Genomic DNA, 23,767 nt, shown 5'->3' with positions numbered 1-23,767 from the left:
TGCCGCCTTTAACAGGAAATACGAATGGGAATCGCTGGTTTAGGCTTTTATTCGTCTTCGCTGTTTTTGAGTTTGGCGAGCAGACTGTAAGCGCCATTGATCACAATCGGTGTCACGGCTGGATCTATACCAGCGGGCAGCGTTACAGCTACGTAGCCATTCTCCCGAACGGCTGTTTGAACCTCTACCTGCTGGAACTGGTAACGGGTTGGGTTACTGTATTTCTTCGCGAGAACATAAATTAGCGACTTGCCTCCGTACCGAACAACCGCCGATTCGGGCAGAGTGGGTAAGGGCTGCGTTTGTACTTCGATAAGGGCTGATACATAGCCTCCCGGAATAAAATCAGCTGCGTAGCCGTCCGGATGAGCCAGTACAGTAATAGTCCGGTCAGCTGCGATGGCTTTTCCGATCAGGAAAATTTCTCCCTGATGCACGTAGGAGGAGTCTCCGCCCAGGCTGAAACGGACCCGCTGGCCCGCGTGAATCCGGCTGATGTCTTTTTCGTAAATATTGAGCTGAACGTGCAGGTGGTCGACGTTGGTGATCTCAACCAATACGTCAGATGGATTCAAAAACCGACCGTTGTTGACGGGTACCTTGGTAACAAAACCGGATACGGGCGATGGGATCGTAACTACGCGGGTCAACTGGTTTGGACTGAGCTTTTTGGCCTCGATGTGCATCATCGCCAGGCGCTGGGACATACCTGCCAGTTGAGCTTGTAAGCTCTGTCGGCTGGCTCGTACCTGCTGAAAAACCTTTAACGCGTTTACGTTTTCGCGACTCAGTTCCTGCTGGCGGACGAAGTCAAGATCTGCAAATTCCAGCTTGGCTTTCGTATCCAGATAATCCTGCTGGAGCTGGATAAAATCGGGGTTTTCCAATTGGACCAGCGGCTGCCCTTTCCGTACCTTCATGCCCGGTTCCAGATCGATTTTCCGGATGTATCCGCCGAAGGGAATGGCAACAGAAACCAGGTTCGACGCAGGCACATCAATCGTTCCGGTCGCTTTCAACGTAGAATGAAGGGTGCGCACTGTAGGCTGGCCCAACTGAATGGCCGCTACGTTGTACTGAGCCTGCGTGAGCGACACCTGAATCGGGCCTGCGGTGGCGGAATCGTTCGTAGGCTCGGTCGCTGTCGCCTGATCCGTACGTTCTTTACTGCCCTGATTGTCAGTCGAGCGGCACCCGGCAGCAACAACTATAATCAGAACCGCCAGCAGGCTATACGCGTATAGTTTGTAAGTCATGTGGTTCATCAGGGATTACCCAGTAAATAATTGATGTATAGAACCGATTGGTTGTATTGATTGAGCAGGTCAAGGTAGTTTGACTGGATCGTGAAGGCTTGTTGAAGCGCCAGTGAAAATTCTACGTAACCGATATCGCCACGGCTGAAACTGCTGCGGGCATTTTGCTGCATCAGTTCGGCCTGGGGTAGTCCATTGGCTTCGTAATAGGCCAGTGCCTGCCGAAATAGCCCATATTGCTGAACCGCCTGGCTCAGTTGCTGACTAAGTGCGAACTGCTGATTCTTCAGTTCCGTCCGGGCAATTTGCTCGCCGATTCGGGCGGCATTGATGCGGGCTTTCTGCGGCTGACCGGGCAGGGGAAGTGTAATACCAATCTGTCCCCCATTGAACCGATAACCGGGTCCAAAAAAAAGCTCCTGTCCGTTAATCAACTGATTGCCAATCAGAGTCTGGCTAAACAAGCCCACTAGAAAATCTGGTTTCATCCGGGCCTGCTCGACAAGCCGGCTCTGTTCCGCAACTTGGATCTGCTCCTGCAACTGCAGGAGCAGCGGGTTGCGGGCCAGCGAAGCACTATCCTGGATGGCTTCAATGGCCGGTTTGGGCAGTGGCTCCGCCGAAATATCAATCGGCTGCTGGTTGTAAAGAAACGTTTGCAGCTGGACCCGGCTCGCCATTATGGACGCTTCGTGCTGCGCTAATCGTACCCGCTGCTCGGCCAATTGACTTTCGGCCGACGCTTTTTCCAGACTACCCGTTTCGCCTGTTTTAAAGCGTAGCCCGGCCGCCTTTACAAACTCCGTCAGGACGGTATCCTGCTGCTGAAAAAGTATTCGCTTCCGGTAGCGATAATTTAACTCGTAATACACTGATTTAACCCCGTACAGGATATCTTGCTGCGTTACGGCTACCCCAGCCTGCCGGGCGCTTACCAGCTGGTCGTTTAGCTGGGCCAGTCGACGCATCAGGGTTGGATTGGGAATAGTTTGCGTAAGGGTGAGGTTGTTGTCGAACCGGCGGCTGTTGTATTGGCCCAGCATAAGCGAGGCTGACAGGCGACCGGCATCGTAGGCTGTCCGGCGTAGGGCCTGCTGCTGGCTCACGCCCAGATTGGCCGTCTGCAACTGACCGTTCCGGTTCGTAGCCTGCTGGATTGCCTGCTGAATCGTAATTTGTTGCGGTCCTTGAGCCCGGCTGGTGGTAGTCAGCGCTACAAGCAGTATCACAACTAGTCCTGCCGCCGGGCCGGGCCCTGACGAACTGGCGGCTCTGGCTTCCTTAGCTACCGCTTTTCGTTCGATCAGCGAATAAAGAATGGGTAAAATAAGGAGTGTCAGCACAGTCGCCGTTAGTAGTCCGCCGATCACGACGGTGGCCAGTGGTTTCTGTACTTCGGCACCGGCTGAGTTCGAAACGGCCATCGGAATAAAACCAAATGAAGCGACCAGTGCCGTCATGATCACGGGCCGGAGTCGTACTTCGGTACCCAGCCGAATGATTTCGGCCATATCGGTCAGGCCCTCTTCGTGCCGCAGCCGGTTAAATTCAGCGATCAGCACGATGCCATTCAGAACCGCAACACCAGAGAGGGCAATGAATCCAACACCGGCCGATATGCTGAAAGGCATTCCCCGGATCAATAAGGCAAACACACCCCCAATGGCCGCCAGCGGAATTGCCATGAAAATAAGTAAACTCTGCCGGACGGAGTTGAAGGTAAAAAAGAGCAGGGCGAAAATCAGGGCCAGGGCAATCGGTACGGCAATGCTCAATCGTTTTTTTGCATCGACCAGATTCTGAAACTGCCCCCCGTACGTAATCGAATAACCGGGAGGAAATTTGATATGCTGTCCTACTTTCTGCTGCAATTCCGTAACGATGCTTTCCACATCGCGGCCTCCTGTGGATTCGCTCCGCGCAGATGCGTCTGGCGTGGACTCGCCCCGGACGTTGAATCCGAGTGTGATTCGTCGATGCGCGTTGTCCCGCTGAATCTGATTAGGTGCTTCCTGCATGGTTACCTGAGCAAGCTGACCGAGTGGAATCTGCTGCGCGGGTCTGGTAGCACTGGCGGCAACCGGTACGTATACGTTGCGAATGTCATCGATGCTCTGGCGTTTGTCAGCCGCCAACCGAACCACCAGATCAAAGCGTTTTTCACCTTCGAACACCTGGCCTGCCGATTGTCCGGCAAAGGCCGTATTGATGACCCGGTTTACATCCGCTACGTTCAGCCCAAACTTGGCAATCTGTGCCCGGTCGAGACGGATCAGGATTTGGGATAGCCCCCCTACCTGCTCGATATACAGGTCCTTGGCACCGTCAATTGTCCGGATCAAACTACCCACCTGGTCGGCCAGTTTAGTGAGCTGGGCTAAATCCTCCCCGTATATTTTCAGGGCTACGTCCTGCCGTGCGCCGGTCATCAATTCGTTAAAACGCATTTGCACGGGTTGCTGAAAACCAAAGGTTACGCCCGGAATAACGGCCAGTGCGTCCGCCATTTTCTCCGCCAGTTCGTCACGCGTGGAAGCCGATGTCCAATCAGCCTTCGGCTTGAGAATAACCATCAGATCAGCCGCTTCGATGGGCATCGGGTCGGTCGGGATTTCGCCAGAGCCGATCTTCCCCACTACCTGTTCGACCTCCGGAAACTGGTTGAGCAGAATGCGCTGGGCTTTCTGCGTCGCGTCAATCGTTTCGGAAAGTGAACTGCCCGTGAGCGTGCGCGTATCGACGGCAAAGTCGCCTTCATCAAGCTGCGGAATAAACTCACCGCCCATACGGGAAAATGCATAAACCGCTACGACCAGTAGCCCGGCGGCACCGCTCAGAATCAGCAGACGATGCGCAAGAGCCTTCACCAGAATCGGCTCATACACCCGATGAATGCGTTTGATGATGCGATCCGAAAACGAAGTTTTATGTGTGATTTTTTTGTTGAGCAACAAGGCCGAAACCATCGGTACGTAGGTAATCGAAAGAATAAACGCGCCCAGAATGGCAAACGCTACCGTCAGCGCCATGGGACGGAACATTTTTCCTTCGATACCCGACAGGGCCAGAATCGGCAGGTAAACGATTAAAATAATGATCTCGCCAAAAGCGGCAGATGACCGGATACGCCCTGCTGACAGAAATACTTCGTCGTCCATTTCACGCTGCGTGAGCAGCTTATCCTTGTTGCGAAGCGTGATGTGATGCAGCGTCGCTTCAACAATGATCACGGCTCCATCGACAATCAGACCGAAATCAATAGCGCCCAGACTCATCAGGTTGCCCGATACGCCGAATAGATTCATCAAGGAGATTGCGAATAGCAACGCTAGCGGAATGACCGAAGCAACGACGAAGCCCGCCCGGAAATTACCTAGCAGTAGAACCAGCACAACGATCACAATGGTAGCTCCTTCCAGCAGGTTACGCTCAACGGTTCCGATAGCGCTGTTCACCATTTTAGTACGATCCAGGAAAGGAATGATCTGAATACCAGGGGGCAGCGTCTGCTGAATCTGGGTAATCTTTTCCTTGACCCGCTGAATGACTGCCGAGGAGTTCTCGCCTTTAACCATCATTACAACAGCTCCCACGGTTTCGCCCTGTCCATTCCGCGTAACGGCCCCGTAGCGCACCGCCGATCCGATGCCTACCTGAGCAACATCCCGTACCCGCACGGGCAACCCCTGCGCGTTCAGCTGGACAACAATGTCGGCTACGTCATCAGGTGAATGAATAAGACCGTCCGACCGGATAAAAAACGCATTCGGCTTTTTGTCGATGTAAGCGCCACCGGTGTTCTGGTTGTTTTGCTGAAGGGCGGTAAAAAGATCGGTCATCGTGACCCCGGCACTGCGAAGTCGGTCGGGGTCGACAGCGATTTCGTACTGTTTCAGCAGACCACCAAAACCACTCACGTCGGCTACCCCGGGCGTACCCAGCAAAGATCGTCGGATGGTCCAGTCCTGAATAGTGCGGAGATCGCTCAAGGAGTAGCGGTTTTCGTAGCCTTTTTGGGGAACCACCGTATACTGAAATATTTCGCCCAGGCCCGTCGTTACAGGTGCCATTGTCGGTGAGCCAACGCCGGGGGGAATTTGCCCTACAACCGTCTGTAAGCGCTCGCTGATCTGTTGACGAGCCCAGTACACATCCGTCGCGTCGGTAAAGACTACGGTTACAATCGACAGGCCAAATCGGGAAAAGGAACGGAGTTCTGTAATGCCGGGAATGCTGCTCAGGCTTACTTCGATAGGAAACGTGACCAGTCGTTCGATATCTTCAGCCGCTAGCGACGGAGTGCTGGTGATGACCTGCACCTGATTGTTGGTGATATCAGGCACGGCATCGATCGGCAACTGCGAGGCCGACCAGATACCCCAGCCGATCAGCGCCAGCGTAAACAGACCAATGATTAATTTATTACGAATTGAAAAATAGATGATAGCGTTCAGCATCGTGACGACAACCAATGAGTCAGGATAAGATTAGGCGAGGATACAGACGCGCAGAGCGCTGTCTGGTGGCGTGCAACCGGCAGCTGTAAGCCGTCGGGCAAACAGGACATATAGCCGGATCGACCCGGCTGCTTAACAGGAATGTGTTATGGAAAAAACAGGAAACTGGTAGGAAAACCAGTCCGCATGGATACAATCCGGCCAAGAGGTACGCTTACATCAGCGTCGGGGCGGATTGATCAGCGTATTTACGCTGACGAAAGAGTATAGGTTGGCGTAACGAAAGCAGGCTGATCTAGCCAAGATCATCAGACATACGGGTGCTGATAAAAGCAGCACGACGGCAGGAGCGGTAAATACAGGCGCGGCATGACCGGCGGCTGGCAGATTATGGTGACTGTGGTTGGGGTGCTTCTGATGGGCGGAATCTGCGCCGTAATGCATCACCATAAAATCCAGGAAGCCAAGGTCAGGGTTTGTTGCCTGGTGTTGCTGAAAATGCTGGACCAGATCGATCAGCCGACTGGACTGATCGATACCGAAGCCTGGAAGCAAACTACTTCCCAGGAGTTGTATAGCCAGCAAAAAAGCAACAATTGACTTCATTGTCTCGATTCCCTTACCTGCTTTAGCGCAAAGGTCAGCAGAAAGTTCAAGAAAGCCCTGCACGGATCTTAATTTAGAAATAGACCAGAATCGACTTGGTAAACTTGTTTCAGGACAGATCATCCAAAACGATACGAACGAAATCCTGTCTGGGTGCGCCTTCGGCTTAGTATGGACCCGGTTGCTGTCATACGGTGCAGGTCGATTAGTGTGCTTGGTATAACCAAAAAAGACCGGTAGACCCTAGCTGGCAGCTGATTTGCTAATCCGGGCGTCCGAGGCAATCGCTTATCAGGTGTATGCTTGTTGATGGTATTGGTCGAAGCTAGGGGCTGATCCTGAAACCGGTGGACGAAACCGCTTTACAGAGGAATCATATTCTCAAAAAATCACAAAGCTAAGTACTATGAAAACCGTTGATTAAAAGAGAATAATATGTTGTATGTCACGATTTTAATGGTGGAAAAGCACAGGTTCATTGCGAGTCAAATACTGACTTTTGTAGTAAAGCAAACCGACTTTTGGGGGGAGTTAGCCGAAAGCCGGTACTCATCAATTAACCCTTGTAACTATAGCTTACTGTATTAATTTAGCATTATTATATACTATATTGCTTTGGAGCGCTATATTTTATTGGTTCTTATTTGCTTCGCAGCTGATTCAGACTCAATTTGAACGGACGATAGTCCTTGAAAAACCAACTTTCTGGAGTCTATATACGCAGAATCCTCCTAAAAGTCGGTTTATAACCGGAAATGCAGGATCACAGTTCGCATATGTGCCCTTCCATAAAGGATCTAAAGATGATCAATGGTCGGCTCTCTACTGAGAATGAGGGCTATTTATCAACTAAGCCGCATCCATCCGTTTTTGTGAAAAAAGAGTCGATCCTGTTCGGTCCATTTTTCTTTAAATCATCTTATCTTTAGAAGAAATCATTGTGTTTATTTAGCCTTCGCTTTCCGGATAAAGTGGATCAATCGAAACGGCTTTTTCTACTGGTTTTTAGAATACAGCCGGTAATGCTGCTAACCGTACTGCTGACTCACGTAAGCTGAGCCCAATTTACCATTCAGGGCCGGAAAGGATCAGCAATCGTTGCCCTTCGCCACGGTCTTTCTGCCTGGTACCACCAAAGGAACAGTTACCGATCAGGTGGGCTCTTTTACCTTATCGAACGCTCCCACCGGCAAGTTCGATCTGATCGTTTCCTACCTTGGATTCGCTACGCTGAAGACGACAATCGAGACTTAGGATCAGCATACGTACCGGTTTGAGCTTAAGCCCGTTGATAGTCAGCTGGACGCTATTACGGTCAAAGCACACCGGCGTCGCGGGCCTGACTGGCGAAAGCAACTCCTGTTGTTTACCAACAACTTTATTGGGCAAAGTCAGAATGCTGACCTGTGCCGGATCGTTAATCCAGACGTTCTGATGTTTAACCAAAGCGGGCAAACGCTGATTGTTTCCGCTCAGCAGCCACTGGTTATTGACAACAAGGCTCTAGGCTATCGACTACGGTTTCAATTAGATTATTTCCGCTACAGCTATGATTCCTTACTCGTTTCTTAGGAGGGCAATTCGGTCTTTGAGCCGTTGATCCCCAACGACACCCTTGAAGCACAGTGCTGGATGGTGAATCGGCGCAAAGCTTATTTTGGTTCGATAATGCATTTTGGCCGGGCCTTGTTTACCCGGCAGTTGACTCAGCAGGGATTTGTCATTCAGAAAGTGATTGAACGAAAAAATAGCTGGGGCGACGTTCGCCTGATCGGTTTACCCGGCGACAGCCTGCTGAAAATACGCTCGTTGACTAATCCCAAGAAGATACGCGCTTTGCCAATGGCCTCGAACAAAGTAATTCTGGATACCGTTCGCTCAACAGCGCTTGAACCCATTGTTTATTTCACCGATCTGATTCAGGTAACGTACACGAAAGAGCAGGAGCCTTATGCTTTTCAGCGCGCCCGCCGTTCGGCCAGCACGGCCAACGGATCTGGCTTCCAATATTCTTTGTTGCGAACGCTGGAAGCCAGTGTGACGGTCGATGCCACCGGTCAATTTTGGCGTCCGCATGGTATCCGCAGCGAAGGGTACTGGACTTGGGAATTAATAGCGCATGATCTGCCGCTGGACTATAATCCGGATGAGCAAATTCGTTTACCAGAATAGTATCACTGAAAAAGAAAGCCGTATCTATCCGTTTCTCTTTATACAGGGTAACGTTTATAACCGGGCGGATATGAAAATTTCGCTCACTAAGCCATATCCGATTAGCTGGTCGGCAATCCCTTTGCCAGATCGGCGCTGTTTCTAATGACTGGCATTGGTTGCTGACTACTAAGACGGAGCGCAAAATACCTGACAGAACACTAACCCTGATTCACCTTGCCGTTGTCCAATCATGATGGTCTGATAGGGACAGCCCGGCTTGTCGTTCAGGTTGATTGTGTTTCTCTGCGCTCAATGTACTTATGGCGTCAATAGTCTAATTACCCTGCTACGGAGGTAAGTAAGATCAAGATCAGAAGAGTATCGGGAGCGGGTTCAATAGAAAGACTTCGATGCTTTGCTGATAATTACTTCAAAATCGGTACGAAGGTCGAAAACCTGACTCGATCCGATTGATTGAAAGGTCCGGTTTTCTTGGGATCAATGCAGACAAACCGCCTGTTTTAACGGACCTTAGGTACAGCGGTATGTTTCTGATTTCAGAGTGTATGCTTGAGCGAATTTAGCCTGTGTTCGATATCGCCCAATGGTATAAACTACCCGGTTAAACCGCCTACTCAGACGAAATGTCATCTATTGGTGATAGCCGCCAACACTCGTCTGAGCGGGTGGCGATTTGGTCGAAAACTCCTTTTCATCGGTCGAAAAAAATAGATGATGGTCTATTAGGACGCTTTTTTTATACCTAAATGACAGGCAAAACATTGAACGGCTTTAGTTATGAACATTTTTAAACGGCTTTTTAGCGATAAAAAGAAAACCTCCCTCTCCGACCGGGATGGTTTTTTACGACTGCAAACCGAAGACATGGAAGCCATTCTGGGAGGACGACCGATTGGATCCGCAACCGTTTCGCTCGACATAGAAACCGAACGGACGAATGGACAACTTCCTCTTCCCCCATACTCACATTCTGAAAACAGTCATTAGTCGATACGGCTGGTGAAGTGGTCGAAATAAATTGATTGATGGGGTGGAGCTATGTTGCTTTGGTAGAGAAAGATGAAGAGACAATGGTAAATACATGACTACTTCTTGATCATTAATGCGTATGAAAAAGGCCTATAAACTATTATTTATCGGGTGTGTGCTAGCGTTAGCAGACATCAATGCAATGGGGCAGGGCAAAACCCGACTGGTTGGTTTGGTGCAGGGGCAAAATGCGGCTGTTGGGCCAGTGTCCTTTGCAACCGTTGCCGTAATGCAGGCCACCGATTCGGCATTCGTAAAAGGAGGAATTGCTGATGTAGATGGACATTTTAGCATTGATAACCTCGAGCCAGGCAGTTATCGGTTAAATGTCAGCTTTGTAGGTTACCAGAAATATACCGGCCAGTCATTCACGATCAGCAATGAAGCCGAATACAATGCGGGGACCATTCAACTTTTGTCCGAGGTTAAACAACTCACGGAGGTAAAGGTAGTAGGCAGTAAACCTTTCGTCGAAAAGAAGTCAGATGGGTTTGTTGTCAACGTCGAAAACAGTGTCGTCAGCTCGGGCAATTCGGTTTTAGATGTTCTCGAACGGTCGCCCGGAGTCCTTGTCTCAGACAACGGGAAGGTGTCAATGCAAGGAAAAGCGACGATGGTGATGATTGACGGCAAACAAGTTCAGGTATCCGGCGAAAGCCTGAACTCATTGCTTAAGAGTCTGAAGTCGGACAACATAGCCACTATTGAACTCATTACGCAGCCCTCGGCGAAGTATGACTCATTTGCTGGAGCCATTATCAACATTAAGACGAAAAAAAATACAAGACCGGGCTTTAACGGCAACCTGAATATAGGGATGACGCAGAGCGTCTACAACAAATACACAGCGGGCGGAAGTTTTAACTACAAAGCCGGTAAGTTGAATTTGTTTGGAAATTACAGCTATGGCAACAACCGCAGTTGGCGGCAAGGCGAAGAACGGAGTCAGTTTCAGAACCAGCAAGGGCCGATTCAATTGCTGACCAATTCTAAATCATCGGGGCAGGCGTTAAGCCATACGGGTAAGCTGGGCCTGGATTATTTCTTGTCGGACAAGCATGTAATGGGAGTAAGTGCTGACGGCAATTGGCTTCGGAGCAACGCAGATCAATTTTCCACAACAGATTTCAGCCATATGGCTTCTCAGGTCGATTCAAACCTGACCACAACAGGCAAACGCAATGCGCGACAGAATTTCCTGGCCTACAACTTTAATTACAAAGGAACTCTCGACACCAACGGGCGGAGCATCGAAGTAAACGTCGACTACGGGCGGGATTACTTTTCGAGCAATTCCTTCTATATCGGACGGTTGAAGTACATGAATCCTGACGTCTCGCTCTACCGCGACGGGTTACAGAACCTGCCTGCCTATACGACACAGTTTACGACTTACAAAGTCGATTACAGTATGCCGTTTCGGAACGGACTCACCGTAGAGATTGGGGCAAAGTCGGCTTTTGTCACGACCAGTAATGATGTGCGCTATAACGTACAACGAATTGATGGCGGCCCTTGGCTTAACGACCCCAGTCGAACTGATAATTTTGCTTACAAGGAAAATATCAACGCCGGCTACGTTACGTTCCGCAAAACCATCAACAAATGGCAAATCCAGAGTGGGCTTCGGGTTGAACAGACCAACGCTGACATTAACTCAATAACGACTAATACGCTGATTCGCCGGAACTACACCAACCTGTTTCCTAACGTATACATTGAGCGGGCTTTTGGCGAGAAAAACCAGTTGTCGTTCGGCTTTCGCCGGGAAATTGACCGACCCAGCTACAGCAACCTGAACCCGTTCATTTTATTCACGAATCAGTACTCCTACTTTCAGGGAAATCCGTACCTGAATCCGGCAAAAGCCTACGTGTTTACACTGACGCATACGCTAAACAACAGCATTACGACGACGCTCGATTACAGTTATCAGCAGGATGCATTCTACGAAACCTTCGAGCAATTTCAGGACACCAAGATTACGCGTCACTTTATCACTAACCTAGGCATAGCCAGTGGTATTGGTTTAAACATCAATTTCCCGGTACAGTTGGCGAAATGGTGGGAAAGCTCAAATAATATCTACGGTACATACGGAAAAGTGAAAGACCGTAATTTTCTGGGTAATAACCTGAACGTGGTTTCGTGGGGGTACTACGCGAGTTCGGTGCATACGTTTACGCTGAATAAAGGGTACAAAGCGGATGTATCCATTAATTACCAGGGGCCTTTCCAGTATGCGACGACCACGCAACTTAGCACATTCAACGTAAATCTGGGCTTGCAGAAAAGTCTGTGGAACAATAAAGCCAGCCTGAAAATAAACGCCAACGATATTTTCTGGACCCGTCGCTATGGGACAAAAACGCTGGCAAACAATCAGAACGTAAGCGATCTGGTATACCGTGACACCCGGCTTGTTCGAGCGACACTCACCTACAAGTTTGGCACAAAGGGGCTCAAGACGCGCCAGCGCAGCCTTGGTAGCGAAGCCGAACTGAACCGCATCAATCATTAAATCTGCAACAGGTACTTATGGGAGCTTTCATCGAAACAGATGTAACCACCACCATACATCGGATTGCGGACTGCCTTGCTCTGCCAACCAACCAGTTAACGGCCTTCGGGTATACCAATGGATTGCTGGGTAAGGTTCTATTCTGGGCATATTACGCCGATTTTGCCGGGGACGAAACCGCGAATAAGCATGCCCAAACGCTGCTGACGGAGGCTATCCACCGCGTAACACAGCCTTATCTGGGACGTAACTATCCCAAAGAGCTGGCAGAACTTGGCATTTTCTTGGAATATGCCCGGGCTAACAACGTCATTGAGATAGAAACCAATGAGTTACTGAGTGGATCAGATTTCCTGTTGACCAATGTTATGAAGAGTGCGCTCGAACGGCGGGACTTCGATCCGTACACCGGCGCATTGGGGCCAGGGTTTTACTTTCTGAGCCGGGTAGCTTCACAGGATTCGGTACGTCAGTCGATCGCTGACCTGGTGGTTGGGTTGCGCGCGATTGCCGTAACAGATCAAGTCGGCCATCTGTTCTGGCCGTCTAAACTGTTCGGGGATGATCGCATCTATCTCGGTCTTTCGCATGGTTCGGCTGCCCTGATTTTATTTTTGTGTCGTGCCGTCGAACTTGGTATTCAGGCCGATTTGGCTGCCGACACCATTCGTCGGGCTGTGGGCTTCCTGTTCGTGCAGAAGCAGAATTACCAGCAGGTAGGGTCATACTTCCCAGATATTCTGAGTGAAAAACCGGAGCGGTCGCGATTGGGATTGTGCTACGGCGATATGGGTACGGGCTACAGTTTGCTGCGGGCTGCTCAGGTATTGAAGGACACGCTGATCGAAGAGGAAGCACTGGAAGTGCTGACCTTTTCAGCGACCCGGCGCACAACCACCGAAAGCGGCATTCGGGATGCTGGCATTCTGTACGGCGCGTCGGGAACGGCGCTGATCTTCGACAAAGTCTACGAGCTGACCGGTCAGCCGGAGTTTGATGAAGCTGCCCGGTACTGGTATGAGCGAATTACTGACTTTGCTACGTACGACAACACGACGGCTGGTTTTCAGGGTGTTTTCAACCAGCATTTTTCTCATACAAACACTTCGTTTATTGAAGGAATTGCGGGCATCGGTGCTACCCTGATGAAATACAGCCAACGTGATAATTATTCTTTTGACGAATTAATCTGGTTATTATGATTGCCCCTGAGCGTACTTCCATGGTTGTTGAGAAAATCGCAATTGAGCGAAAACTGGCCCAACTCCGCTACCAGATCGAAACGTCGGTACCCAAAAACGATACACTGTTGTCGGGGCGCATTGGGCGGATGGTCTATTATTTCTACCTGTTCCGCTATTACCAGGATGAACTTTTTGGCGAACGGGCCGTGGCGATTCTGGAAGAAATCGTGTCGAACATTCAGGAAAAAACCTCCCCGTATCTACTCAAATACCCATTTTCGTTCGGGCTTTCGGGTTTCGGCTATGTAATGTCGTTGCTGATCGAAGAAGGCATTATCGATATTGACTTCGAAGATCAACTGGTCGAATTCGACGAACTGATTTACCAGGGGGCCTTACCCGAGTTGGCCAAAGGTAATACTGATTACCTGCATGGCGGCATGGGCGCGGTGCTGTATCTGACTCGTCGGCTGAAAAACCCGGCGGTTCGGCCTTACCTGGAGACGATGGTAAGCATTCTTGATCAACTGGCGATTCGCGACGAGCGGGGCCTGCGTTTTCCGAACACACATATTGCGCGCATGAACCAGTCCGATAACATAAATCTAGGTCTGGCACATGGTTTATGTGGTATCCTGCTGATTCTGATGCGAATACACGAGCAGGGCATTGCTCAGCCACTGATCGAAACGATGGTTAGTGAGGGCATTCGGTACCTGATGAGTTTCCGCACACCACCTGATCCACAGCAAGGAAAATATTCGCAGTTCCCGTTGACCATTGATGAAAACAGCCCCCTGGATTCGCCCGAAAACAGTAAAGAATATGGCGCCCGTTTAGGTTGGTGTTACGGGGATCTAAACGAGATGATGCTGCTCTATCAGGCGGGTAAACGGATGCATCGACCCGACTGGACGGCACTTGCCGATGATATCGGGGCTGTAGTCATTAAGCGGCACTCACCGCGCGAAACCATCATTCGGGATAGTCATTTTTGTCACGGCACTGCCGGAGTGTCTCAGTATTATAAACGATTTTATGATTTGACGGGCCAGACCGTCTATCTTGAGGCCTACCGGCACTGGATCGCCAAAACTGTAGATTTTCTCGAAGAGGAATTGACCAGTCCTGTCTATGCCAGCCACGCAGGCGAACTGCTTGAAGGATTTGTTGGCTCGTCGCTCGTGTTGCTCTCGTCGGTAAGCGACGAAGACTATGCCTGGGATCGTATTTTTCTGCTCTCCTAGCCTCATTGTCATGTGTTCCCACGCCGTGGGAGACCCCAGATAAACGTTGAACATAGCTACATCATAACTGCTTCAGCTTATGGAACCAATTCGCGTAGGCTTACTGGACTTTGGCCTTCGACATAGTAAACTTAATAGTCTCCGGGTCATCGAAGACCTGGTCGAATACGCGAATTACGCGGACCAGTTGGGCTTTAGCCGGTTCTGGATTGCTGAACACCACGTTCCGCAGGTGCGTTCGGCCTGGTCGAATCCGCAGGCATTGGTTCCGCTGCTGGCGGGCATGACCCAGCGGATTAAAGTGGGTGTAGCCGGTATTCTGCTCAGCCTCCATACGCCTTATCACGTTGCCAGTTCGTTTAAACTGTTGGCCAATCTTTTTCCCGGTCGAATCGATCTGGGCGTCGCCAACGGCGTAGTGAGCGAAACTGTAGCGCAGTACTCTATTCAGCAGAGCAACCAGACGCTACGCGGTATATTCGACGATAAACTGACTGAACTGGTTCATTATCTGCACGATGAAGAAGAATTGTTCCAGAACGGTAAAGGTGTGATTATACCGCCCTACAAAGGGTTGGTGCCAGCGGTCTGGACGCTGGGCGTTTCGTACGGTAGTCTGAACCGGGCGCTTAGTCTGAAAACGAACTTTGCCCGGTCTATTTTCCACAATGGCTCCGATATGACCTACGAAAAAGAAAAATTACAGGCATTTCGGGAAGAATATTACCAACGACACAAGGTGCAGCCGCAAATCACATTGGCTGTGGCAGGCTGCTGTCATCAGACATCGCAGAAAGCCCGGCGGATTGCTAATGCGCTGAATAAAAAAGCATCGGTAGGGAGAGGGGATGTATTTGGCAGCCCGGCAAAATTCTACGACGAAGTGATGACTCTGCGTGAGCGCTATGGCATCGACGAAGTCATTTTTATGAGTGCAGCTCTGCAACCCAAAGACCGCATGGTAGGGCTCGAACTAATCAGTGATACGTTTAAGCTGAACGCCAATTAACCATGCTGTTTCCTCACTACCGGCAACTTGATGCCATGGATTGCGGGCCGACCTGCCTTCGGATGATCTCACGGTTTTACGGCCGAACCTACACGCTAAATACCCTGCGTAACTTCACCAAATACAGCCGGGACGGAGTATCACTGCTCGGCATTAGTAAAGCGGCTGAGAGCATTGGTTTCCGAACCATGGGTACTGTACTCTCCATCGATAAGCTTGTTACCGAGGAGATACCATTACCTTGCATTGCGCACTGGGACCAGAACCATTTTGTGGTGGTGCACAAAGTCAAAAAAGATAAAATCTTCGTTGCTGATCCAGGTCGCTCGCTTATTACGTACAAGCAGCAGGAATTTGCTCAGCATTGGACTAGCACGCAGAAAAACGGCGTTGGACAGGGCGTCGTGCTACTGCTCGAACCGACGCCCCGGTTCTACGAACAGGACGGCGAATCGGAAACCAGGCTGGGCTTACAGAAGTTGTACAGCTATCTTCTGAGCTACAAAAAGCTGCTGCTCCAATTGCTGGTTGGACTCATTGTGGGGAGTTTACTGCAACTGATCTTTCCTTTCCTGACCAAATCAATCGTCGATGTCGGGATCAACACGCATAACCTGAGCTTTATTTATTTGGTGCTTGGGGGACAGCTAATGCTAGCGCTGGGGCAAACCTCCCTGGATTTTATCCGGGGCTGGATTCTACTTCATATCAGTACTCGAATACGACTGGCGATTCTGTCGGATTTTCTGGTCAAGCTCATGCGATTGCCGCTGTCGTTTTTCGACACCAAAATGACCGGCGACATTATGCAGCGCATGAGCGACCACAACCGCATTGAAGCCTTCCTGACGAATACCACGTTGAATACCCTGTTTTCGCTAGTTAACTTACTTGTCTTCGGCGGAGTGTTACTAGCGTACAGCGTGCCCATTTTCGCTGTATTCATCATCGGAAGTTTATTATACGCAGCCTGGGTCGTCATTTTCCTGCGGTACCGGAAAAAGCTAGACTACAAGCGGTTTGCGATCTCGACGCAGAACCAGAATCAAATTATGCAGCTTGTGAGTGGCATTCACGAAATCAAGCTCAATGATTGCGGGACCCAGAAAATATGGGAATGGGAGCGAGTTCAGGCCCGGTTCCTCCGACTTAATACACAGAGTCTGGCCCTGAATCAGAACCAACAGGTAGGGGCATTTTTTATAAACCAGGGTAAGAACATTGTCGTCATCTTTCTGGCTGCTAAAGCCGTTCTGCAGGGGCAACTGAGCCTGGGCGAAATGCTGGCGGTCCAGTACATCATCGGGCAGTTGAACTCGCCCATTGAGCAGCTCATCCAGTTGATGCAAGTCACGCAGGATGCTAAGCTAAGCATGGATCGTCTGAACGATATCCACATGGTGCCCGATGAAGAGCCCGACGGCAAACCGCTGATGCATTACTTGCCCGAACGACAGGATATCATCCTGCGAAATGTGTCTTTCGCCTATCCGGGTGCGGGTAATGTGCCGGTTCTGAAACATATTAACCTTACCATTCCGGAGGGACGTACCACCGCCATTGTGGGCACGAGCGGAAGCGGTAAAACGACTGTTCTTAAACTGCTGTTGCGGATGTACGAACCCGACGGGGGCGAAATTCGGGTAGGCGAGCAGCATTTCGGCTCGATCAGCCACCAGTTCTGGCGTCGGAAGTGCGGAGTCGTTATGCAGGAAGGCTTTATTTTCTCCGATACCATAGCCCGCAACATCGCTATCGGTGACGAAAGTATTGACCATTTACGACTGGCACACGCCATCAAAGTGGCTAACTTACAGCAGTTTATCGAAGATGCGCCACTTGGTTACAACGTAAAAATCGGTGCCGAAGGTAATGGTATTAGCCAGGGGCAGAAGCAACGCATTCTGATTGCTCGTTCGGTCTATAAACAGCCAGACTACATCTTCTTCGACGAAGCTACGAGCGCACTGGACGCCAATAACGAGAAAGTTATTATGGGTAATCTGGAGCAGTTTTTTCAGGGACGGACCGTCGTTGTGGTTGCACACCGACTCAGTACCGTTCGCCATGCCGACAAGATTGTGGTGCTGCACCGGGGCGAAGTCGTTGAAGAAGGTACCCATGAGGAACTGGTCGGGAACCGGGCTCACTACTACGAACTCGTCAAAAATCAACTCGAGCTAGGAAACTAATGTCGAACCCTTTATTTATTATACGCCATGACAACGAATTCCTCGCTGGCTTGGGAAGGACTGCTGGACGCTACCCGAACCTTAAAGGCGAAGGCCGACAGCCGCAAGCCTATCGTCTTTCCTCCCGATGCACTACGCTCGATTAACCAAGTAGCCCGACAGCGGTTAGGTGATACCGTGTTCGCGCTGCTCGACGAGCGCTGGAGCGACGGCGTCCGGGCACTCGCCCTCTGCAAAAAAGGCGACCTGTCGGCGGCAGGTGCTGCATTTGCTCATGCTTATCAGCGCCTGGATGATCTGACGGGCGAAGCACGCCAGCTGGCCGAAGTGCTCTACTGCTCAAAGGTGGCGTATTACCAGTATCGGATGGGCCAGTATAGTGCGGCAGAAGATAGTGTAGCCCGTGCGCTTAGCATTGACGATACGTTGCAATCTGTGTACTACGCCTTTCACGGCCACAAATTACACGTGCTACAAAACATGAGCCGAACGCTCGCCTTCCGCAAGCGTTTTGATGCTGCTGCTGATCTGGTGCTGAATATATTGCATTACATGATTATGCCTTGTCATAAACCCTTACACGTAGGCAACTGGGGAGCGGTTTACCTTCGTCAGTACAGCGAAATTCAGCCGATTGATACCATGTTTGAGTTTGCCTTCTTCGATTTTTGCCGGGACTGTTTTCGCTTTCCAGCACTTGAGACATCCGTTATTCAACGATCGAAAGCGTTTACAGAAGCACTCAAACGAGTTGCCAATTCTTCTGACGTATATACAGTAGCGTTAGATTGGTTTCAGACAAAGCGTAGTTTGTACGTACGCGACAGTGCGAACGCTTATCTGCGTCGGTCAACGACGTTTCTTAATGGCTATTCGGAGCGCTATGACGCGTTTAAACTGCTCTTGCTCTGGGATGCGGCCCGGGTAGCTGAATTGCTGAACCAACCTACCGAGAAGCAAGCTATTACGTCGTTCATTCATGACTATTACGAGTTAAGATTAGTCGGCTGAGAGCCTCAATTAGTCTAAAAGCAACCTCGTTTAGTCGATTTTTTTTCGACAAATTCAGTTTAATCGCGTGCTTCGTAACGAAAAGAAAAAATCAATAAAGTCTTAATAATCAGTTCTAAAACTATGAAAAAAAAGCCCGTTAAGATCGATCAACTAGATTTAGACAAGGAAACCATCTCGCGACTCAGTGACAACCAGCTTATGCAGATTGAAGGTGGCGAAGAACGCCAGACCCTTTCCTGTGCGGGGCGTGATGAAGCCGCGGAAATCGTTACGCAGTCCTGCTGTTACTTAACTTGTAATGATACAAACTGAGGACTGGTAGAGGAGCTACGAACGGATACTAAATAAGCTATGAAAAAGAAATCAATCAAAATTGAACAGTTGAGCCTGGATAAAGAGACGATCTCCCGGCTGAATGAAAAGCAGCTTGGTGCAGTTGCCGGCGGGCAGACGGTTCCACAATCCTTATCCTGTAACGCCGAAATGGAAGCTGAATTAGCCCTGGAGTTTCCGGAGTCGTGCTGCCGTGACAGCTGCAAAGGACCTAACTTGTAGATTGAAATTCTTCTGACGCTCATCATAGTTGCTTCAATTACCTCACTATTCAATAGTATTGTGCCGCTCAGGCATTGATCATCAACCGGATGAAGAAATTTAACGCATTCAGTAAACTGGGTAAACTATCGCTTGACAAAGAGACGATCCTGATCTTGAATGAGCAGCAGTTGAAACAGGTGATCGGTGGGCAAACGAACACCATGCAAAGCCTTTCCTGCCATGCAAATGACGCAGCCCCAGAGACAATGATTGATCAGAGTTGCTGCGGAAATACCTGCGATCGAACAGCTGACTATTAAACCGGGCTATCAAGCCTGCTCAATGCCTTTACCAATTACCTATTTTTTCACTTTTAATAATTAAGCACAATGAAAAAGAAAATTGATCTGATCGGCAAACTGTCACTGGACAAAGAAACCGTTTCACGGCTCGACGAAGCCCAACTTAAAGCCTTGGTAGGTGGCGCAACTGTTAAGTCAATCTCCTGTAATGGCGGAGCGGCCAACGTTGAATCGGATGAAGACGAGACGCTGGAAGTAGAATCCTGCTGTAATAATTCCTGCAATGGCGGAGTAGCGGCCTAATCGCCGTAAAAGGTAGTGTTACCAGAAGTATTTTTTTACTTTTAATAACTAAGCATAATGAAAAAGAAAATCGATCTTGGCAACAAGTTGTCACTGGACAAAGAAACCATTTCACGGCTTGACGAAGCCCAACTTAAAGCCTTGGTAGGTGGCGCAACCGTGCAGTCAATCTCCTGTAATGGCGGAGCGGTTGCGGAAAATGCTGACGATGAAGAAGTACTCGAAGCTGGCTCCTGCTGCGATAATTCCTGCAATACTAAAGCTGCATAGTCTCTAACTTATCTATCCTTTACTTTTAATAACTAAGCACAATGAAAAAGAAAATTGAACTCGGCAATAAATTAGCATTAGACAAAGAAACCATCTCACGGCTCGACGAAGCTCAACTCAAAGCCTTAGTCGGTGGCGCAACCGTGCAATCTGCTTCCTGTAACCAGCCTGCGGCTGTCGAAGGTGCATCCGACGAAGATGATAAGCTCGAGTGGGATTCATGTTGTAACAACTCCTGCAATACGAAAGCCGCGTAGTTGGTGACTGCCCTATAAGACGTACCGAGCGGTACGTCTTGTAAAAAAGTAAGCCGCACCGATTGGTGCGGCTTAACTAGTGAGCCATTCGTCTGAGCAGAAAAATAGCCTTCACTTTCAATAAATAAGCAATACAAATATCTGTAGGTAAATCTATTTTTCAATAATCAAACGCATTATTCTGCTTCGTAAATTATGAAAACAACGCTTACTATCGGTTCACATGATTTTTACCTACTGCGAAATCCGCTTTGCTCAATTGACGAATTGCTGGCCTTCAACGATACCGTCAATGCCGGCGACCGGGCCGCCTTTGAGGAGCGATTGCGCAGTCGCTTTGCCGACCCCCTGTTTCAGGAAGCCATTTACGTCGCTTCGCCGGAGCTGTATCGGGAATTTGAAAAGTGGTTGAATCAGGAAACAGCAGCCGGTAAGGATAGCGAACAGTTATTATTAACGCTTTATAAATATTACCATCGAATGGGAAGCCGCTGTACGCCCTACGGGTTGTTTGCGGGTTGCTCCGTTGGTACACTCACCGATGAACCGACGGCCGTTCGGTTCGACGAATCAGCCCGGTATCGGAAACACTCCCGGCTGGACATGAACTACGTAGCCGAGCTGGCAGAAGCGATCTGCCAGGACCCTGGTGTAAAAGCTCAGCTTCGCTATTTTCCGAATACAAGCCTGTATCGACTGGGCGACAAACTGCGTTACGTCGAGTTTCGATTGAAGAACAAACAGCGGTCCTATTTTTTATCGTCGCTGGTGCGTACGGACTACCTCGATACCATTCTGACGGCTGCCCAGCAGGGCGCTTACCGGCGGGACCTTGCTCAATCGCTGGTGTCGGCAACGATTACACTGGATGAAGCGCTGAACTTTGTGGACGATGTCATTGCCAGCCAGGTGCTGGTCAGCGAACTGGAGCCTACTGTAACCGGTCGGGAGTTTTACGAAGTACTGCTTGAGCGGCTTGGACAGTTTGATAACTGCGAATCCGTAACACAGAAACTGTTGGAAATTAAGACTTTGTTGCAGGATCAACGCGATGATCCACACAAATACATAAGCCTGAATAAACTCATCAACAGCAGCTTTACGCATACCAACGCGAAAGATCTGATTCAGACGGACCTGTTTTTCCAGACTACCCGAAATCAGATAAACGAATCCGTTACCAATGTACTTACCCGCGATTTCGACAAGCTGTTCGTGCTGAGTAGCCGAAACGCCAACCCAACTCTCGAATCGTTCAAGAAGCGGTTTTATGAGCGCTATGAAGAGCAGGAAATACCCTTGCTTCTGGTGCTGGATGCTGAAACTGGAATCGGCTATGGCGAGGTATCCGGTAGCCGGGCCGACCACCTGCCCCTGATCGATGATTTAATCTTTCCAACGAATGCTAAAAAAGCGACAGCTGCCTGGGAAAAAGCCGACCGGTTTAAATTTGAAGCCTTTAAAAAAACCATTGCCTGCGGTCGGCAGAGCCTCGAACTGACCGACGCCGACCTCGCTGCGCTGGCAACTACAACGGGCGAGGTGCGGATTCCAGATAGTTTTTTCCTCTTCGGTAGCTTACTAGCTAACTCGCCCGAAGCGCTGGACCAGGGACAGTTTCAGTTTAGCCTAATGTCGTGCAACGGCCCGTCGGCGGTGAATCTACTCGGTCGGTTCTGCCACGGGAGCGAGTCGCTAACCCGGCAGGTGAAAGAATGCATCGCTTACGAAGAGCAACACAACCCCGATGCGATCTACGCCGAAGTGGTTCATTTGCCAGAAGCCCGCATTGGCAATATTCTAATGCGGCCAACGCTGCGGCAATACGAAATTCCGTATCTGGGAACGGCTTCGGTCGAGGCAGAAAACGTGATTCCGCTCGATGACCTAATGGTGTCAGTACCATACGGTTCCCGGATTGTTCTGCGGTCGAAAAAACACAATAAGGAAGTAATTCCTCGGTTGACGTCGGCACATAATTTTCACCGGGGTCTTGCTATCTATAAGTTTCTGTGTGACCTGCAAGCATATGGTCTGAACAGTAGTGTTTTCTGGGACTGGGGTTTATTAAGCGATCAGTCGTTTCTGCCCCGCGTTACGTACAAGCATGTCATCCTGAGTAAAGCCCAATGGCGGTTCAGTCTGGATGAGATGCCGGAACTCGCGGATAAAAAAACGGACTTTTTTGCTCGCTTTCAGACGCTTCGGCAGGAGCGGCAGATGCCTCGCTACGTAACCCTGGTGGAAGCTGACAATGAGTTACTGATCGATCTGGAAAGTCAGTACGCCTGCCAGATCCTGCGGGATAAACTGCGGAAACGCCGAAAAGCGCTGCTGGCCGAGTTTTTGGGAACACCCGAGAACTGCTTTGTCAGTGATGCGGCCGGCCGTTACACGAACGAGCTGATCATTCCCTACCGTAAGTTTCATACTGCCAGTAGCCGAACGGCTACCAAACCTCCTCAGCCGATTCCGGTACGACGCGTGTTTGCGCCCGGCAGCGAATGGCTATATCTAAAATTGTATGCCGGCACGAAAACCGCCGAGCGGCTGCTGACATCGGCTATAAAGCCGCTGACCGAACAGCTCCTGACGGCGGGTGTGATCAATAAATGGTTTTTTATCCGCTACCGTGATACCGACGAACACCTGCGTCTACGATTGCACAGTGGTACAGATGAACGTTTCTATAAAAAAGCCATGGAAGCGGCCTACGATGTGCTTCAGCCTTATTTGCAGGATGGGCTTATTTATAAGCTGCAAACCGATACGTACCAGCGCGAAATCGAGCGGTATGGCGTGGGAACAATAGCCCTGACCGAGGATCTGTTCTTTAACGACAGTGTTGCAATCGTCAACGTGCTGGATATGCTTGAAGGTGATGCGGGTGAAAGTTATCGCTGGCGGCTTGCCCTACGCGGTATCCATATGCTGCTGGAAGACTGTCAGTATGCGTTACCCGATAAACACCGACTGATCACACAGATGCGCGATAATTTTTACCGCGAATTTGGCGGAGGGACCCCGCTCATGGTTCAGCTGAACGATAAATACCGGGCGCATTCAAAAGAGATTCAACGTTTTATGAATCCCGAACACGACGAAGAAAATGGTATTACTGAAGCGATTGATATGTTCCAGGTTCGGTCGGTGCAAAACCAACGGGTAGTGCGGGATATTTTTGCCGTACAGCACAGCCACGCCGATGCCCTGCGCCCCGACGACCTGATGCCTAGCTACATCCATATGTTTGTCAACCGCATGTTTATCTCCAACCAGCGGGCGCACGAACTGGTGATCTACCATTATCTGAGTAAATACTACGAATCGATGATTGCCCGGAGCAAAGCTAAACCTGTTCGTCAGGTTGCGCTTGCTCAGGCCGAGCTTATCGTTAACTCTTGACAA

The 23,767-nt window shown here is 49.9% G+C and carries 20 protein-coding genes; 17 read left to right on the top strand and 3 right to left on the bottom strand.

Annotated features, from left to right (window positions below):
* Positions 1-47 precede the first annotated feature (47 nt).
* The 3 genes from LQ777_RS29990 to LQ777_RS29980 all read right to left on the bottom strand — a co-directional run bounded on the left by LQ777_RS29990 (position 48) and on the right by LQ777_RS29980 (position 6,319).
* Complete coding sequence (locus LQ777_RS29990) at positions 48-1,256, bottom strand: efflux RND transporter periplasmic adaptor subunit (protein ID WP_232564027.1); 1,209 nt, start codon at positions 1,254-1,256, stop codon at positions 48-50.
* Positions 1,257-1,264: 8 nt separating this feature from the next.
* Positions 1,265-5,713 (bottom strand): CusA/CzcA family heavy metal efflux RND transporter, encoded by a 4,449-nt coding sequence (locus LQ777_RS29985; protein WP_232564111.1) that lies wholly within the window; start codon positions 5,711-5,713, stop codon positions 1,265-1,267.
* Between the two features lie 219 nt (positions 5,714-5,932).
* Complete coding sequence (locus LQ777_RS29980) at positions 5,933-6,319, bottom strand: hypothetical protein (protein ID WP_232564110.1); 387 nt, start codon at positions 6,317-6,319, stop codon at positions 5,933-5,935.
* A 1,098-nt stretch (positions 6,320-7,417) separates the two neighbouring features.
* Between LQ777_RS29980 and LQ777_RS30730 the strand changes: the two genes are divergently transcribed.
* The 17 genes from LQ777_RS30730 (at position 7,418) to LQ777_RS29900 (ending at position 23,764) form a co-directional block, all read left to right on the top strand.
* Positions 7,418-7,573 (top strand): carboxypeptidase-like regulatory domain-containing protein, encoded by a 156-nt coding sequence (locus tag LQ777_RS30730; protein WP_425276975.1) that lies wholly within the window; start codon positions 7,418-7,420, stop codon positions 7,571-7,573.
* A gap of 108 nt (positions 7,574-7,681) precedes the next feature.
* Positions 7,682-7,891 carry a hypothetical protein gene (locus LQ777_RS30725; protein ID WP_425276974.1) on the top strand — a complete coding sequence of 70 codons (210 nt, stop codon included), beginning with the start codon at positions 7,682-7,684 and terminating at the stop codon, positions 7,889-7,891.
* A gap of 24 nt (positions 7,892-7,915) precedes the next feature.
* A complete protein-coding gene (locus LQ777_RS29970; RefSeq protein WP_232564108.1) occupies positions 7,916-8,491 on the top strand; it encodes a hypothetical protein in 576 nt (191 codons plus the stop codon).
* Positions 8,492-9,271: 780 nt separating this feature from the next.
* Complete coding sequence (locus tag LQ777_RS29965) at positions 9,272-9,481, top strand: hypothetical protein (RefSeq protein ID WP_232564107.1); 210 nt, start codon at positions 9,272-9,274, stop codon at positions 9,479-9,481.
* A 121-nt stretch (positions 9,482-9,602) separates the two neighbouring features.
* Positions 9,603-12,044 (top strand): TonB-dependent receptor, encoded by a 2,442-nt coding sequence (locus tag LQ777_RS29960; RefSeq protein WP_232564106.1) that lies wholly within the window; start codon positions 9,603-9,605, stop codon positions 12,042-12,044.
* Between the two features lie 17 nt (positions 12,045-12,061).
* Complete coding sequence (locus LQ777_RS29955) at positions 12,062-13,246, top strand: lanthionine synthetase LanC family protein (protein ID WP_232564105.1); 1,185 nt, start codon at positions 12,062-12,064, stop codon at positions 13,244-13,246.
* Positions 13,243-14,475: a lanthionine synthetase LanC family protein gene (locus LQ777_RS29950; protein ID WP_232564104.1), complete on the top strand. Its 1,233-nt coding sequence runs from the start codon at positions 13,243-13,245 to the stop codon at positions 14,473-14,475. The genes LQ777_RS29955 and LQ777_RS29950 overlap by 4 nt, the downstream gene beginning before the upstream one ends.
* 79 nt (positions 14,476-14,554) lie before the next feature.
* Positions 14,555-15,484: an LLM class flavin-dependent oxidoreductase gene (locus LQ777_RS29945; protein WP_232564103.1), complete on the top strand. Its 930-nt coding sequence runs from the start codon at positions 14,555-14,557 to the stop codon at positions 15,482-15,484.
* A 2-nt stretch (positions 15,485-15,486) separates the two neighbouring features.
* Positions 15,487-17,676, top strand: a complete 2,190-nt coding sequence (locus LQ777_RS29940) for a peptidase domain-containing ABC transporter (RefSeq protein WP_232564102.1) — start codon at positions 15,487-15,489, stop codon at positions 17,674-17,676.
* Between the two features lie 27 nt (positions 17,677-17,703).
* Entirely contained in the window at positions 17,704-18,687 is a 984-nt protein-coding gene (locus LQ777_RS29935; protein WP_232564101.1) for a hypothetical protein, read from the top strand.
* Between the two features lie 123 nt (positions 18,688-18,810).
* A complete protein-coding gene (locus tag LQ777_RS29930) occupies positions 18,811-19,002 on the top strand; it encodes a class I lanthipeptide (RefSeq protein ID WP_232564100.1) in 192 nt (63 codons plus the stop codon).
* A 39-nt stretch (positions 19,003-19,041) separates the two neighbouring features.
* The gene (locus LQ777_RS29925) at positions 19,042-19,245 is read left to right on the top strand and encodes a class I lanthipeptide (RefSeq protein WP_232564099.1); all 204 of its coding nucleotides are present in this window, start codon (positions 19,042-19,044) and stop codon (positions 19,243-19,245) included.
* 89 nt (positions 19,246-19,334) lie between these two features.
* The gene (locus LQ777_RS29920) at positions 19,335-19,547 is read left to right on the top strand and encodes a class I lanthipeptide (RefSeq protein WP_232564098.1); all 213 of its coding nucleotides are present in this window, start codon (positions 19,335-19,337) and stop codon (positions 19,545-19,547) included.
* A gap of 69 nt (positions 19,548-19,616) precedes the next feature.
* Positions 19,617-19,832, top strand: a complete 216-nt coding sequence (locus tag LQ777_RS29915) for a class I lanthipeptide (protein ID WP_232564097.1) — start codon at positions 19,617-19,619, stop codon at positions 19,830-19,832.
* Between the two features lie 57 nt (positions 19,833-19,889).
* Entirely contained in the window at positions 19,890-20,102 is a 213-nt protein-coding gene (locus LQ777_RS29910; protein WP_232564096.1) for a class I lanthipeptide, read from the top strand.
* A 41-nt stretch (positions 20,103-20,143) separates the two neighbouring features.
* On the top strand, positions 20,144-20,359 hold the full coding sequence (locus LQ777_RS29905; RefSeq protein ID WP_232564095.1) for a class I lanthipeptide: 216 nt from the start codon (positions 20,144-20,146) through the stop codon (positions 20,357-20,359).
* Positions 20,360-20,554: 195 nt separating this feature from the next.
* On the top strand, positions 20,555-23,764 hold the full coding sequence (locus LQ777_RS29900) for a lantibiotic dehydratase (RefSeq protein ID WP_232564094.1): 3,210 nt from the start codon (positions 20,555-20,557) through the stop codon (positions 23,762-23,764).
* The last annotated feature ends 3 nt before the right edge of the window (positions 23,765-23,767 follow it).

Origin of the sequence: Spirosoma oryzicola, assembly GCF_021233055.1 — a bacterium.
Classification (GTDB): Bacteria; Bacteroidota; Bacteroidia; order Cytophagales; family Spirosomataceae; genus Spirosoma; species Spirosoma oryzicola.
Note: the sequence above shows the minus strand (reverse complement) of the source record. Positions and strands in the feature narration are given on the sequence as shown.

Coding starts and splice junctions, on each gene's coding strand:
- LQ777_RS29990 (WP_232564027.1), bottom strand. CDS start 1,256: ATGACTTACAAACTATACGCGTATAGCCTGCTGGCGGTTCTGATTATA.
- LQ777_RS29925 (WP_232564099.1), top strand. CDS start 19,042: ATGAAAAAGAAATCAATCAAAATTGAACAGTTGAGCCTGGATAAAGAG.
- LQ777_RS29985 (WP_232564111.1), bottom strand. CDS start 5,713: ATGCTGAACGCTATCATCTATTTTTCAATTCGTAATAAATTAATCATT.
- LQ777_RS29950 (WP_232564104.1), top strand. CDS start 13,243: ATGATTGCCCCTGAGCGTACTTCCATGGTTGTTGAGAAAATCGCAATT.
- LQ777_RS29930 (WP_232564100.1), top strand. CDS start 18,811: ATGAAAAAAAAGCCCGTTAAGATCGATCAACTAGATTTAGACAAGGAA.
- LQ777_RS29935 (WP_232564101.1), top strand. CDS start 17,704: ATGACAACGAATTCCTCGCTGGCTTGGGAAGGACTGCTGGACGCTACC.
- LQ777_RS29980 (WP_232564110.1), bottom strand. CDS start 6,319: ATGAAGTCAATTGTTGCTTTTTTGCTGGCTATACAACTCCTGGGAAGT.
- LQ777_RS29905 (WP_232564095.1), top strand. CDS start 20,144: ATGAAAAAGAAAATTGAACTCGGCAATAAATTAGCATTAGACAAAGAA.
- LQ777_RS29945 (WP_232564103.1), top strand. CDS start 14,555: ATGGAACCAATTCGCGTAGGCTTACTGGACTTTGGCCTTCGACATAGT.
- LQ777_RS29900 (WP_232564094.1), top strand. CDS start 20,555: ATGAAAACAACGCTTACTATCGGTTCACATGATTTTTACCTACTGCGA.
- LQ777_RS29940 (WP_232564102.1), top strand. CDS start 15,487: ATGCTGTTTCCTCACTACCGGCAACTTGATGCCATGGATTGCGGGCCG.
- LQ777_RS29955 (WP_232564105.1), top strand. CDS start 12,062: ATGGGAGCTTTCATCGAAACAGATGTAACCACCACCATACATCGGATT.
- LQ777_RS29910 (WP_232564096.1), top strand. CDS start 19,890: ATGAAAAAGAAAATCGATCTTGGCAACAAGTTGTCACTGGACAAAGAA.
- LQ777_RS29915 (WP_232564097.1), top strand. CDS start 19,617: ATGAAAAAGAAAATTGATCTGATCGGCAAACTGTCACTGGACAAAGAA.
- LQ777_RS29920 (WP_232564098.1), top strand. CDS start 19,335: ATGAAGAAATTTAACGCATTCAGTAAACTGGGTAAACTATCGCTTGAC.
- LQ777_RS29960 (WP_232564106.1), top strand. CDS start 9,603: ATGAAAAAGGCCTATAAACTATTATTTATCGGGTGTGTGCTAGCGTTA.
- LQ777_RS29965 (WP_232564107.1), top strand. CDS start 9,272: ATGAACATTTTTAAACGGCTTTTTAGCGATAAAAAGAAAACCTCCCTC.